This is a genomic window from Fibrobacter sp. UWR3, from assembly GCF_900143055.1.
Lineage (GTDB): Bacteria > Fibrobacterota > Fibrobacteria > Fibrobacterales > Fibrobacteraceae > Fibrobacter.
In genome coordinates, this window is record NZ_FRCW01000009.1 from 40517 (window position 1) to 55840 (window position 15324).

The following is a 15324-nucleotide window of genomic DNA, read 5'->3' on the forward strand; positions in this document are numbered from 1 at the left end:
AAACCGCCGATGAACGTACAAAAAAAGGGGATTATTTGAATTTTTTTAATTTTTTTTTAGCAATTCGCCCCAAGATGTGCTATTTTTTAGAGCGTAAGTTTAAAAACAACCCCTAAAGAGGAATGGAATCTATGATGAAAAAGATTTTGATGGTCTCCATGCTCGCTGCGGCAGTCGCATTCGCCGCGCCGGCCAAGTCCGCCAAGAAGGCAGCCCCCGCTGCCGCACCGGCACCTGCCGCCGAAGCCGCCGCTCCCGCTGCTGCTCCGGCCCCTGCCGCTGAAGCTGCCCCGGCTGCTGCACCTGCTGCTGAAGCCGCTGCTCCGGCCCCTGCCGCTGAAGCTGCCCCGGCCGCCGCTCCCGCTGCCGAAGCCGCACCGGCACCTGCCGCTGAAGCCGCACCGGCACCTGCCGCTGAAGCTGCCCCGGCCGCCGCTCCTGCTGCCGAAGCTGCTCCCGCTGCCGAGGCCGCTCCTGCCGAAGCCGCAGCCGCCACTGATTCCGCCGCCGCTCCGGCCGAAGCCGCTCCTGCTGAAGCAGCGCCCGCCGAAGCTGCCGCTCCGGCCGACACCGCCAAGACCGAAGTCCTCGAAGCCAAGACCGAAGAAGCCCCGGTAGACTCCGCCGCTCTCGCCAAGGCCGAAGAAGAAAAGAAGGCTGCCGAAGCTGAAGCTAAGGCAAAGGCCGAAGAACAGCAGAAGATGGAAGCCCAGAGCATGGGTTCTGCAAAGACCACCATCATGGAAAACCCGTGGGAATTCCTCGTGGTGTCTGCGCTGTTCGTCGCTTCTGTTCTCGTGATCATCTTCACCGGGGATTGATAGCGACCGTTCGCGCTTGATGCGTGAGCTACGTCTCCGGACCGCGCTCACTCTCACTGCAAAGGCTCGTTAATACGAGCCTTTTCCGTTCACGGAAGACCGTTCGCGCTTGATGCGTGAGCCACGTCTCCGGACCGCGCTCACTCTCACTGCAAAGGCTCGTTAATACGAGCCTTTTCCGTTCACGGAAGACCGCTCGTTCAACAACAGGTTTAAAAGGCCGGCTGAAAGCCGGTCTTTTTGCAACAAGCCCCAGACTCCACGCTATTTTGCAAATCCGGCGGTGAAATCGGACTTTTTTCATCATTTTCACCGCCACTTCCGCAACTTTACCCCCAAAAATACGGCAAAGGAGGGCGCACGCCCTCCCTAAGACCCTCCCGACACTTAATAATCCGCTAAACAGGTATAAAAAGGAGATCCCCGCCTACGCGGGGATGACAGCAGATTATGTGAGCCGGAGGCGGCTCGTATCAACGAGCCGTCGTAGGCGACCTTTGGACACTTGCGCTTTAGCGCTTAGTGTACATGGCCACCTTTAGGTGGGAGCGAGTGAGGAACCGGAGGTTTCAATGCCCTAGATGACGAGCGAGCGGTCGCATTTGCGCGAGCACCTGCGGTGCACTTACTTATTCACGACGCAGATTGCCGTAACGGAAGCCTCGATGGAGTACTTCTTTCCAGGAGCGCAACCCGCCGGGTTGAAGTAGGCAAAGTTGGACTGTTCCACGCCGTCCCAAGTCAGCTTCAGGCTATTGTAATCCGCTCCGACCTTGGGTTTGCACCCGATGGTGCAGTTAGAAGGCGCACCAGCAGGGACCTGCACCGTCATGGGCGTCTGGGCCTGGATGAACAGCGAATCGGGCAGGTTCGGGAGAACCGTCTCTCCGTAAGAAGCCTGATCGTTGATGCTGCCCAAAGCAAGCACCAGGTCCACCGATTCGGGGTCAAGCACGGTCACGCCGTCGCACTGGTATGTCTGCGTGGTCCTGTCGTCGTTCGTCACGGCGACAATGGGGGCCACCTTCTGCTTGTGCATAGACGCTTCTGCAGATAAAGTAGCACTCGTGCCGAAGCCGGAAATTGTCCCGAGCGTAGACGTCCAGGAATACCCGGTAATGGTCGCCTCGGATTCCGCCTCGACGGTCCACGTGATTGTCTCGCCCGCCTTGGCAGTTTCCTTGTCGGCCTTGCAGGAATTAATCGTTATAGGAATACCCTGCACCTGCAAGGGTTCGCAGGCAATTTCGGTTCCATCGACATTCAGAGTCGCCGTGTAGGTTCCCGACTGTTCGTAGGAAACATTCACGGAGTTCATCCCGTTACCCTGCACGGTCTTGCTCAATTCCGGGAAAGTCCATACGAACGGCGCCATGATGGCGTCAAAAACATCGCCCGTCTCGCGGAAGAACGACCAGGTCGCCATCCCCCCCTTCTCGATTATGGCGGTCTTCGGGCCACAGGCTCCGTTCACAGCCATCTTGGGTTCGTTCAGGACCTCGTCAGAAGAGGCAGTTGCCGTCTTGGACGAAGAGGAAACCACGGGCTGGGGCGTCCTCGAAGAAGACGAATTCGTTGTTTGCGTCGACGAAGACGTTACAGACGGCGGAATTTCACCCTGCGACAAAGGGGTATCGGAAGAAGTCACAATGGGATCCTGAGAAGCCGTACTGGTCGGCTCCGGCGTATCCGGGCTGGAAGGATCTTCACCACAAGCAGAAAGGCCCAAAAGGGCAAGACCGCTCACAAACATAGCCGGAGCAACTTTGTAAATAAAATTTTTCTTAAAAGAGCGAAAGCGCTTATCTTGAACTGAATTCATGTTTTGAAATATATAAAAAAAAGCCCGAAAGTGTAGTTTTTTTTGATACGGATTTTACGGCCGACCTTAAAAAAGTCTATTTTCTATATGGGATGTTTTGCGCACTTCTTTAAGGGAGGGCTTTATGCCGCTGTTACTTGTTCCAGTCCTTTTGCTGGTGTCGTTATGTTTTGCCGCTGTTGACCAAGAGCAACCGACACCTTATGATTTGATTAGACCGATTTGGCCCATAAAGTGGGATACTGCCGCTACCGACAATGGCGGTACCGTCGAAAGTTTCAGCAAGTACACGCCCAACCGCAAGAAGCACAATACCGTACCTAAAATTGGTTCGATGCCCCAGGACTTTGTGCCGAACGGGATTATCCCCGACTCGCTGAACCAGGCATATCGTGACGCCCAGAACCTGCGCATAGGCCGTATCCGCATCAACCAGGCGGGATACCTGCCCGAAGACCCTGAAAAGCAGTTCTACTATGTTTCTGCCGGGACCTGTGGCGAGAACTTCTCTGTCGTCGACCTGGATGGTAACGAAGTCTTTACAGGAGGAACTTTCACCAACACCGGCAAGTCGACCGGTTCGAGCTGGGATATCAAGGCGGGCACCGACGCCGCGACAAACGACCAGGGACGCTATACCGCCAGCGCCGAGGGCCCCACGGGCAAGGTATGTATCGGCAACCTGACCCAGGCAACGGGCCTCGAGATGAACACCCGCTACCGCGTAAAGGTGCTCAACCAGTATTCCGCTACATTTATTATTAGTGACAAGGTCTACTCGATGGTCCGCGACGCGACCCTCAAGTTCTACGGCATCAACCGTTCCGGCAACTCTGAATCCTGGTTCCACAAGCCGAGCCACACCAAGGACGGTGCAGGCAAGTTTGTAAAGGGTGTCGGCGCCGTTACCGGGTTCACCCCCAAGGAAGGCGCCCTGCAGGGCGGCTGGTACGACTGCGGTGACCACCTGAAGGAATCCCAGACCCAGGCCTACGCATTCATGGTGCTCGCGGTGATGGCTGCATCGAGCCCGGAACGCGACGAGGACCACTATGCCTACAACATGGGCGAAACCATCAATACCGACGGTATCCCAGACATTCTGCGCGAGGCAAAGCACGGTGCGGACTTCTTTATGCGCGCCTACACCTTCGCGAACGGGGTCATCGACAACATGGCGGTCTCCATCGGAAACTTCGGTGCGGACCACGGATGGTGGGGCCGACCCGAAAACCAGGACGCCCTCCCGACGACCTTGACCGGACGCGGCGGGCCGCACGAACGTGACATCCGCCTGGGCGAACTGGGTTCCAACATCTCGGGCCAAATTGCAGCGGGCCTCGCCATATTGAGCAAGGAATACGCGACATACGACAAGCCCTTTGCTGACAGCTGCCTTGTGGTTGCCGAGAAGATGTACGATTTCGCCAAGAACCTGAAACTCAAGGAAAAGAGCCTTGGCCCCGGAACCTACGACGGCGGAAAGGCCTACGTGCACAACACGATTGCCGACGGCTGGTCGAGCCCGGCCTACAACGGCAACAACGAATCCCACGACGACTTGGCCATTGCGGCAATCGCACTCCACTACGCCACCTACGAAAAGACCGGCAAAATGGACTACCTGAACGACGCCGTGGAAGATACGCAGATTGGCGTGCCCCAGGAAGCCTCGACCGGATTCTTCAAGGGCGGTTGGATGGCCTGGAGCCGTGACGGCATGCGCAAGTCCAGCAAGAACACGAGCTGGGCGAACGCCTACACCTACACGCTGTACGGTTTCTACAAGATGCTCCTGAAGGACAAGGAAACCGGCCTCAAGTACGGCATCGACGACAAGACACGCCTGACCTATGCCGAAAACGTGGCCCTGATTCTCGGAACCAACATCAGTTACCTGAGCGGAAGCGGTTCCCAGAGCATTACTATCCCGACCCTGAACGGCCCGACCCCTGTTTCGTTCGGCGACCTGTGGTACAACATGCAGACCGACCAGACCTGGATTTACAACCGCTACCAGGCGGGCAATATCTTTGAAGTGCTCGCCTACTCCGACGTGACCAAGGACCTGGAAGGCATCAACCTGCCGCAGAAGGGCATGCAGAACTGGAACTCCGCCGAAATGAAGCAACTGGGTATAAACCAGCTCAACTACATGCTCGGCGTGAACCCCTGGGATGTATCCTTCTTGCTGGGCGTGGGTGACAAGAACGACGCCCACCCGCACCACCGCGCATCGAACCCCGAAGGCAAGAACATGCCGGGCGCAGGCTACAAGTACAATCCGCCTACCGGCGCATTGTTCGGCGGCGTGACCCCGGGTACCGAGAACGCCTGGTCGCCCTCGACCCTCAGCTGGGAAGACTACCACCTTTCCGAAACCTGTATCGACGCTACGGCCATGTTCGTGGCATCGTGCGCCGTTGCCGTCCGTGAAGAGGACCGCAACCGCGCCCCCTCGCAGATTAACGTGGAAATCCGCTACGTGGGTTACGATTCCGCAATCGTGAAGGTAACGCAGGACATGCGCGGCCCCGCGATGATCCTCTACAGCACGAACGAGACCGGCCCGTTCAACATCCCCGCGAAGGATACCGTGAACGGCGTGAGCCACGAGATTCACCTGACCGGCCTGCAGAACGGCACCACCTACTACTTCAAGGTCATTGCGATTAACATCCGGAGCGAGGCGTATGCCACCAAGTGGCTCGTCGACAGCACTACGACCCCGTTCACGTTCACGACCCTCGTGAGCCCGCCGGCACCCGCCGACATCCAGAACGTGAAGGTCTGCAACCTGAGTTCCGACAGCGCCGAAATCATGTGGTACACCCCGAACGGCCAGTACGAATCCAAGGTCTACTGGGATACGACACTCACAAGCTACGACAAGATGACCTGCCCCGTATCGGGAACGGGCTCTTGCGACATCAACGGCAACGCCGACGTCTCGGGAATCCCGACCAGCTTCCACTACGTGAAGATTGGCAAGCTCAAGGAAAAGACAACATACTACTACTGCGTGGAAAGCAACGGCGTGCAGCGCTGTACCGACGATAACGGCATGCCGCTCAAGTTTACCACCCCCGTGACGCACTACGACTTCGACGTGAGCGTTTACCAGTACGAGTTCGGCGGGATGGACTTCTTGAACCTGAACCTCACCAACAACGAGGACCGCGCGTTCAACGAACTGACCCTGCGATTCTACGTGACCGCAAAGCCCGAAGACATCGAGGCGCAGCCCGGACAGAACAACCAGCCGGGAACCTGCCCGCTGCTTGTGGACGAAGACATTTGCCAGGCCTACGACGAAGCGGGCTTCAACCGCCCCTGCGTGAACCAGGCCGGCGAAAGCGTAGACGACTCGCTGCGCTACTACCTGCGCCATGCAGTACCCGTAAAGCTTGAAGACACCTACAACCCGGCAACGGGCGAATACGACTGGTACATCCCGGTACCGCTGGGTGGCACGACCATCAAGTCGTCCTCGCGTATGCGTATCGACCTCGGGTTCTCGAGTGGTATCTACCAGAACAACATGTGCGAAACCCTGCGTACCCCCGCAAAGAAGCGCCTCGTGACCGGCGGTAATTCTCCCGACTGGTCGTGGGCGGCCCACAAGCGCGACGTGGACGGCGCCGACTACGAAGGCGTCCCCGCATGGGACAAGGACCAGGGCGACTTCGAACAGGCTCCCATCAACCCCTACATCGTAGTCTACCGCAAGGACGAGTTCATCTCCGGCTTCAGCCCCTCTTACAAGGAAATGACCACCAAGCGCGCCCACTACGACATGACTGTGGCATTTAACCCGCCGTTCAACGTGTCTAACGGATCCTACGTGCAGATTGATTCCGCAAGGAGCACGATGTACCTCACGGGTACCGCCCTGATTTCGGAAAGCGGTTACGTGAACGCCATCTGGGTGAACGGCGTCGCCCTCTCGAAGGAACAGCTCACGAAGGCTGCGGTCTATAACTACGAGACCGGGCGATTCGACCTGAATATCCCGGCGAAGATGAGCATCGGTACCAACAAGGTGGACGTGACCATATTCGCAGGCCCGAACCCCGAGTGCGCCGAATGCCAGGAGAATGGCGGATGCGCGTTCGTGAACCGCACCTACTACGTACAGTTCAGCAAGGGCGACCGCACGCAGGGCAAGCTCCTGCTGGTGCAGAAGGATGGCAGTTCGGTAACGAGCCCAGCCCCGATTGACGGTTCGCTCCAGTTCCAGATCCAGCTGCGCGACAAGGACAACAAGAACAACGCGAACATGCCCGTGAAGCTGTTCAATTCCCGCACGGGCGATTCTACCGAAGTCATTCTGAGCCGCACCAACGACGCGCTGGGCTACTTTGAAGGCGAATGGCTCAAGGCATCGGCGAGCGAAGCGGGTCTCCCCAACGTGAACTTCCTGGGTGGCGATACCATCTGGGTCAAGTACCAAGACCCAGCCGATGACGAGGAACGCGACTCCGTTTACTTCTACTCGCAGCCGACCCGACCCGACCCCAAGAAGGCGCTTATTGCTAGCGACGTGTGCACCATTACCGGCGATGCCGTCACGGAAAACACCCTGAGCATTGAATTCAGCGGAAGCCAGTTCGACGGAACCAGGAACATCCTGGACAGCGTCGAGGTAACGCTCACCTCCGCAAATTCTGCAGAAAGGTCGTTCATGCTGACTCCGGCCGCTCCGGTAGTCGGCGCTACGGCAACATTCACGTTCGCGGATTCCCTTGTCGGGCTTGCGAACCCGAAGGGCTTGGTAACTGTCTACATGCGTGAAGATGGCAAGCAGCAGATGTCGTCCGCCACCATTACCGACGCCGTCAAGCCCAAGCTCGTCAGCGTCTCTATTCTCGAAAACGAGAACCACGAGAACGAAAACGACACGCTCAAGGTTAGCTTCTCCGAACCCATCAACCTGCCTTCCAAGACAGAATGGCCGCTGACCGTCTATGACGGGACATCTGAAGTGGTGCAAGCCGGCATCCGCGTGATTTCGGCAACGACAAGCGACGATGGCAAGAACTGGATGTACGTGATTCAGGGGAATGCCGGTGGTAACTTGGTGAAGCCCGGTTTCCGTGCACAAATCGATGCCGCATTCAACGTGACCGACATGGCGACAAACACGCTCGCCACATGCGCTCCGGTAACCATCATCGAATCGAGCCGCCCCGTGCCCGTGCACTACGCGACCATAACCGACCTCGAAGGTGACGGCCAGCCCGATGAAATCTACATCGAGTTCGTGCGCGTGCTCAAGGACAAGAACATCCCCGACACGGTCGACGTGTACTGGGGCAACCCCTCTACATACGTACCGTTCGCAATCCCTGCCGGCGGTTGGGACATTACCACGGTCTATGGCGAAAAGACTCCTGTCGCCATTACGAAGCTGGATTCCGCAAACGGAACCTGGATAAAGGGAACCGCCAAGAAAACCTGCATCGACTTCAAGGACGACACGACCTACGTAACGCAGAAGGTCTACACCTACACCTACGTCGATGCCGAGGAAACCATCAAGGCCGACAGCACACTCCTGAGGATAGATACCATCTCTACAACCGTATCGCAGAAGTGCGCACAGTACCAGACCACGCAGGATTCCACGTTCATTCCCAAGGTCGACACCCTCGGCTGGGATTCCGTGCAATCCGAACACAGCGCATTCACGATTAAGATTCAGGGAGACCTGTTCAAGAACATGACCTATGGATCCAGCGGCGGCAACGGAGCAATCCTCCCCCGCAAGGGACCGATCGAAAGCCTGCTCGATGCCACGAACGCGACACTCATCGACAAGTGCCCGCCCATCATCGTGAAGGCGACAAAGACCTCTGCAGGCGCTTACGAGTTCCTCGAAGCGACCATGTCCGAACCGCTCGTTGTCATCGACAATCCGGCACTGGAATACATCGAACGCAAGCGCAGCTCGCAGGAAGGCATCTACCTGAAGCCGCTCTCCGTATCGACAAAGCAGGACGTGAAGGAAAACTTCGGTTACACCGAGGAATCCGAAGGCGCTGTACGCATCGGCGACTATATCAGGCTCGTGCCCATCAAGGAACTTTCGCGCTACAAGGACAAGGCGGGCAACTTCCCCACCATAAACAACCCGTGGGTTATCGTCTCTGGCGCCACCGCCGAAAAGACAAAGTTCAAGGTCACGCTCGCAAGCGATGTCACCAAGCCGCCTCGTGAAGTTCCGTATATGGGAACCGCCGTAAGCGAAAACGAAATCTTCCGCGCGACCATCATGAACCCGAACGGGACAGAACTGCTCACGAAGCTTGTTGACGGAACCGTTATCCCGACAACAATCGTACTCGACACGAATTCCTACAAGCACGCCGGCCCGCAGTTTATCGTGGATATCACGATGCCTTCGGCCCTGCAGACCGACGACTTCGGGAAGCCCATCTTCGATTTCGTCATCCGGTTCACGATGAACGTCTACGACAACCTCGGGCAGTTTATCGCCAAGCAGGATATCCGCATGAACATGAAGGATATCGGCTACGACAAGATTACGGAAGACGGCGTATTGAAGCTGAACCTCGAATGGATGGCGCCTAACGGGTCCCCGGCAAGCAAGTCGGGCAAGAGGCTCGGGACAGGAGCCTACATCGCGAAGTTCGATTTCGATGCGAAGGCGACATACGTCGCCGACGAACCGACAACCAACGAAGACGGAAGCACGTCTTACAAGAAGGGTGATGTTATCAAGACGACGGACAACACCACGAAGACCTTCGGTTTCAAGCGTGCGAAGAAATAGACTGGATACAAGTTTTTTGATGAAGTTATTTAAGAAGGAAAGTTGAAATTGAAGTACTTGAAAAGATTGTTCGCTATTTCGTTCATCTTGGGAGAAGTGCTGTGCGTGAACGCCATGGCACAACTCCCGGAAATCGACCGCACCTGCAAGGATTGCGACCGCAGGTACCTCGACTCGTTGAACGTGTACAACCGTAGGCCCATCCGCGTGAACCAAGCGGGTTTTAGGCCGCAGGACAACAAGTATGCCTATGTGGCGGACCCGACGGACATGACGTTCAAGGTGGTCGATGCGAATACGAAGCAGGTCATCGACGTGGGGAACTCGAGCCTCACGCTTATCGATGCCGCAGCACCGAAGCCGAATATATGGGTGAACGGAGCGTTCAACTCGCTCGACGCGCTCTATGAATTCGGTAGCAAGGATTCCACAAGCAGAAATACAGAAAAGCTCTACAAGGCAGACTTCACGAACCTGACCGCCATCGGCGAATACTTCATCGTGAACGGGCACGATACCTCGGCCACGTTCCACGTGCACCCCTCCATATTCAACGCCGTGCTCGAGAACTCGCTCAAGTTCTTCGGCATCCAGCGCTGCGGCAACACGGATTCGCACCTGCACGCCCCCTGCCACCTGAAGGACGGTTCCGAAATCGGGCACGACCTCACCGGCGGATGGCACGACTGCGGTGACCACTTCAAGGTTTCCGAAACGCTCAGCTATACGGCCTATGCACTTGCGATGACCTACCTCGTGTACCAAGACAAGGCAGAAGACCGCTATGGACATTCCTACGACGACACAATCCCGGACGGCTACCCCGACATTCTGTACGAAGCCAAGATCGGTGCCGACTACATCTACAAGCTCTACAAGGCATCGAAGGAAGACGGCCTTATCGCCCAGCACGATATGTACCATTCCATCGCCGTCGGCAGCGAAGACCACCAGTTCTGGGATGTGCCCGAAAAACAGGATGCACAGCCCCATTCAAAGGGCGGTCCGGACCGTCACGTGGCCAAGGGAGCGGGAACAAACTCGGGCGTATTCGCGGCAGCACTTGCATACTTCGCCATGGGCTGGTACCCGTACGACCCGGTATACGCCGACTCGCTTATCGAGGCTGCCAAGGACATCTACAAGAACGTGCTGAAACCGCAGACCTACGGCTACGGCGGACACTACACCAACACGGATGAGCTGGGTGGTTTCTACCCGGGCGGCACTAGCGAAACGAACATGATTGACGACGCCGCCGCTGCCGCACTCGCCCTGTGGTTCGCCACTGCAGATACCTCTTACCAGTTCGACCTGTACAAAGACCTGAAAATCAACGACAACTCCACGAACTACGGCTACAACAACGAACCCGATGATGCGGGCCCGTACTTCAAGGGCGGATTCCTCGGACTCAAAAGTGGCTTTACTCCGGGTGGATGGGCAACAGACTTCGAGAACATCCATTCCTACGTACTCTTCTCGTTCGTGAAACTCATCCTGAAGGACAAGGAAACCGCACTATACTACAACGTTGGCGAACTGGAACGCGATACACTTATCCAGCGTGCAACCAACTGCCTGCGCCGCCTTACCGACGATGGCTCGCAGGGTTCAAACCTCATCTACAAAAACCGCTTCGGGCAGGTTACCTCCGACGGGCCGTATAACCTCGTATGGACTTCGAGCGCCTGGGGTTTCAACCGCTACAACATGGGTGCAGCAAACGCCATCTTCATGCTTTCTGAGCTCTTGCCCCCGGGAGAAGAAAAGGAAGCCTACAAGAATTTGGCCCTCGACAACATTTACTACAACCTGGGTGCAAACCCGTGGGATATTTCCTTCTTGATGGGCGTGGGCGACAAGAACTCGAACCACCCCCACAACCGCGCGGCCAACCCGGACGGCTACAATGCAGGCGGCATGCCATACAAGTACCAATGCCCGCGCGGCGCCCTCATGGGCGGTGCGGCACCTACCGCAGTATTGCTCGAAGACTGGAGCGACTATACCGCAACGGAAACCTGTATCGACTTCTCAGTACAGCTCTTGATCCCGGCACAAAGCTTTGCAGAAACGCTCCCCATCGACAACGAAGGTCCGCTGTTCAGCAACATTGCCGGCACCCCGATTTCGGATACCGAGGCCATCGTGAGCTGGGATGCCAACGAAGTCGCACTCGTAACCGTTTTCTACGCAGAATCGCCTGACGAATCCGCGACGCTGTCCGTACAGCAGACAACTGCATCGAAGGGTGGTGCAGTGACGCTCACAGGCCTCACCCCGAACAAGACCTACTACTTCTTCCTCGAGGGCATGGACACGAAGCACAACCTCACGACCGACAACAATCACGGTCAGTGGTACCAGTTCACCATGACGCCCAAGATGACGACCATCAGCGGAGTCACAATCTGCCAGGTGGACAACAGGAGCGCAAAGATATACTGGTGGTCTAGCGACCGCATGAACGGCGTCGTGAACTACGGTACATCTCCTAGTTCATATACGCAAGCACAGGCCGCAGAAGGCGGAGCGGTACTCTTCCATGAAGCAAAGCTCACCGACCTCAAGCCGGGAACCACGTATTACTTTACCGTATCTTCGGGTGCGGCAAAATCCGAGGAATACAGTTTTACCACCGAAGCCTACGCGACATACGCCGATCTGGACGTGTGGATAAAGCCCAGCGCCTACCAGAATACAAGCAACTGCTCTCCGTCTAACGGCTGGCAGAAATGTGGCGACTTCATTATTGAAATCGACAACAACGATACGCTCGTGTTCGAGGATTTCGAACTCCGTCTGTATCTGGGCAACAACACAAACATACAAACGCCGGTCAGCTACATCGGTCAGGTATTCGACGGCACCGGTCTTGTGGTCGGCATGCCGCAACTCACCTTCGGGACGCCTACACCCGATGGCGTGGGGCAGTACTACATGCCCATCACGGTCAAGAGCAAGCTCTACGTTTCAGGCCGCATCATATTCCAGGTCAAGTGGCTCACCACCACGTATGCAGATTTCGATACGCAGGCATGGTCGCTCACCGCACACACGGGCGAAGACGTTCCCGAAAACTTCGGTGGCGTCGATCTCACGCAGGCGCCGTACTTCACCGGTTCCGAAACATCCCAGCTCGAAACTAACTCGCAGGGAGTGAAGGTCATAGGCTTCACGCGTGACCCGTACATCCCGGTTTACTACCACGGCAAGCATATTTACGGCTACGGTGCAGACTACACGCCCGAATCCGGCCCGCAGATACACCGCACCGTCACGCTCAACTTCGAAACACCGTTTGCAAGCCCGCACTACTCGCTCGAACAGGAAGGCTATGAAGCACGCTACAGCGGCACCAGCAAGGTATCCCCGATGGGCGTCCTCGACGACCTCGAGATGAACGGCAATTCCTACTTCGGGCATACCATGTACATGCCCGATACCCGCAAGGACTCCATCATCTTCCTGCTTGACACCACGCTCTCTTACGGCAACAACTACATGGAATGGGTCAGCTGGCACAACCATGGCGCGAACCAGAGCGCAGAAAACAAGTATGATTGCGCCTGCACCGTGGTCCGCAGCAACGTGGAAGTCGACTCCATCACGATTCCGCCCGAAATACGCTACCTCAAGTTCACCGTCGATACGGTGCGCGTCTATACGGGCAGGATGGTCGAAGTCCACCTGGAACTACTCGATTCGAACCTCGAAATTCTGAAGATTGACCCCATCAGCGTGCTGCTCACTTCTGAATCCGGCTTCGCGAAGTTCTACACTTCGCCCACGTCCACAACTCCGGTCGAGCACATCGACATCATCAAGGGCGAGGCAGTGTTCTACCTATCCTCCGACAAGCCGACCATCACAATCTTGAAGGCCACCGGAAACAACTCTTCAAAGTTCAACTACATTCCGGCAACGGTTCCGCTCATTATCGAGGACCTGCCGCCCTGGCCGATTATCGACAACGCCCTCATGATCGATACCGACTGCGACGACATTCCCGATGCCATGCAGATTACGCTATCCAACGAATACATTGCAGCAGACAACCAATCGTTCAACTCCATCAAGTTTACCTACGCTGGCGATACCGTCACGAGCACAAACCTGATTTCGCAGAACGGCAGGGACATTGTCGTGGGTGCAAGCCTCACGGGCGCCACCGTGAACACGAACCCCGAAGGAAGCATCACGCTTGTAAGCAACACGAAGGATGGCAAGAAGGAATCCGCCGACTTCTACAGGGATGGCATTCCGCCTAATCTCGTGTCCGTTTCTGTACTCGAAAGGCTTTCTACCGCAACAAGCGACTTCGTTTATATCCAGTTCAGCGAACCCGTGAAGGAACCTTCGCCGGAATGGCCGCTCATGATTGACGGAGCCAATATTCCTGCACACGTGAAGGGCGTAAAGCTCTACAACGAGGCGCAGAACATCTGGGAATTCGAAATCGACTTCGACGCAGGCGGAGGCTCGCTCGTTACCGAAGGCATGAAGGCTTCGCTCTCGCCCACAGCAACCATCAAGGACCTCGCGGGCAACGGCATTGGCCCCTGCGCCCCGAAGGTGGTAGATGTCGTGCTGAAGATTCGCCCGATTCCGATGACCTACGCAAGCATCTCTGACCTGGACGAAGACGGACTTGCAGAACATATCGAAATCCAGTTCCTGCAGGCGGTAGACGCAAAGCACTATCCGGATTCCATCTCGATTGTCTTCGGTAGTTCCACTCCCGAAACGCTCACCGTGCGCAAGGCCCAGTTCATGCTGAACGCCGACCAGATGTCGAGTTCGTTCGACCTGCCTGTACCGTTTATGCTGGGCAACACGAACGGCAGTTACGAAGACACCCTAAACGGCAAACTCCTCGTGGGTGCGGGCCTCGTGATAGAACATCTCGGTACCGGAGCCGCCTACGAAACGGCAACAGTACTTGCAGAAGACCTCGCCGGCCCCGTATTCGTATCGGCAAGCCTGAACTCTGCAAACTACGAGGTGCTCAACGTGTACCTGAGCGAGCCCGTCACAACCGTCGATTCGACGGCGATTCTCTACGTGCGCGAGCGCAACCTCATGAACATATCCAAGATAGACCTTATAGGATGGAGCCTGAGCAACGGCGGGACAACGCTCAATGCGCTGTTTACCTCCGACGCGGCATCGGCCGTCATGGAAGGCGACCGCATCAATCTTGCCCCGAAAACAGCGAGCGCGTTCATGGACAAGAACGGCAACCGCCCGGCAGAGAACAACCCGAAGGTCACTATCGGCGGCGAGGGCAACCCGAAAATCAAGTTCGATATCCATCTCGCAAGCCAGGTAACGACAGTTTCTGCCGCAACGCCGTCGCTTATCCCGAGCAAGAATACGATAAACGTCTACGTGGTGAACCCGGCGACCCACAAGCTTGACCGCATCGAAGACGGTGCAGTTGTGCAGACGGGTATCGACACGCTGGTAACGCCGCTTACGGGAGCCGTATGGACCATGGACCTCACCGTACCGCGTGGCGGCCCGCTGAGCCAGCCGGCCTACTGGAGAAGCCTCAAGGTGAAGTACAGCATCCCCATATACTCGAACCTAGGCAACTTCGTGAACCGTGCCTCGGGCACATTCACCGTAGATTCTGACGTTTACTACTCGGTGAACAACAAGGTGACGTTCTTTGTGGAATGGGTGAACGCCCCCAATGGAGGTATCCGCTCACAGCAAGGCAGAGCCGTGGGCACGGGAGCCTACATCTACAAGGCAGAACTGGAATGCAAGTTCTACCCGAACCCCAACCAGGACGAGAAAAACAGGGAACGTTTCAACACGTCGAATTCTTACGATAAGACTGAGACCTTCGGCATACGCCGACTCAAGTAACAACT

4 protein-coding genes are annotated in these 15324 nt (G+C 56.6%); 3 read left to right on the forward strand and 1 reads right to left on the reverse strand.

Features of this window, described 5'->3' with window-relative positions:
• The first annotated feature begins 131 nt into the window (after positions 1-131).
• The gene (locus tag BUA44_RS15740; RefSeq protein ID WP_178348795.1) at positions 132-821 is read left to right on the forward strand and encodes a hypothetical protein; all 690 of its coding nucleotides are present in this window, start codon (positions 132-134) and stop codon (positions 819-821) included.
• Positions 822-1446: 625 nt separating this feature from the next.
• On the opposite strand, the gene BUA44_RS11800 is transcribed toward BUA44_RS15740, so the two are convergent.
• Positions 1447-2574 carry a hypothetical protein gene (locus BUA44_RS11800; RefSeq protein WP_178348796.1) on the reverse strand — a complete coding sequence of 376 codons (1128 nt, stop codon included), beginning with the start codon at positions 2572-2574 and terminating at the stop codon, positions 1447-1449.
• A gap of 277 nt (positions 2575-2851) precedes the next feature.
• Here BUA44_RS11800 and BUA44_RS11805 point away from each other — a divergent pair, with 277 nt between their 5' ends.
• Together BUA44_RS11805 and BUA44_RS11810 are read left to right on the forward strand one after the other, a co-directional pair.
• A complete protein-coding gene (locus BUA44_RS11805; RefSeq protein WP_072812283.1) occupies positions 2852-9439 on the forward strand; it encodes a glycoside hydrolase family 9 protein in 6588 nt (2195 codons plus the stop codon).
• Positions 9440-9481: 42 nt separating this feature from the next.
• Positions 9482-15319, forward strand: coding sequence for a glycoside hydrolase family 9 protein (locus BUA44_RS11810; protein WP_255370551.1), 5838 nt, complete (start codon positions 9482-9484; stop codon positions 15317-15319).
• Positions 15320-15324: the final 5 nt, after the last annotated feature.

Bases quoted from the DNA above. Each gene is read 5' to 3' on its own strand.
- BUA44_RS15740 (WP_178348795.1), top strand. From the start codon at position 132: ATGATGAAAAAGATTTTGATGGTCTCCATGCTCGCTGCGGCAGTCGCA.
- BUA44_RS11800 (WP_178348796.1), bottom strand. From the start codon at position 2,574: ATGTTTGTGAGCGGTCTTGCCCTTTTGGGCCTTTCTGCTTGTGGTGAA.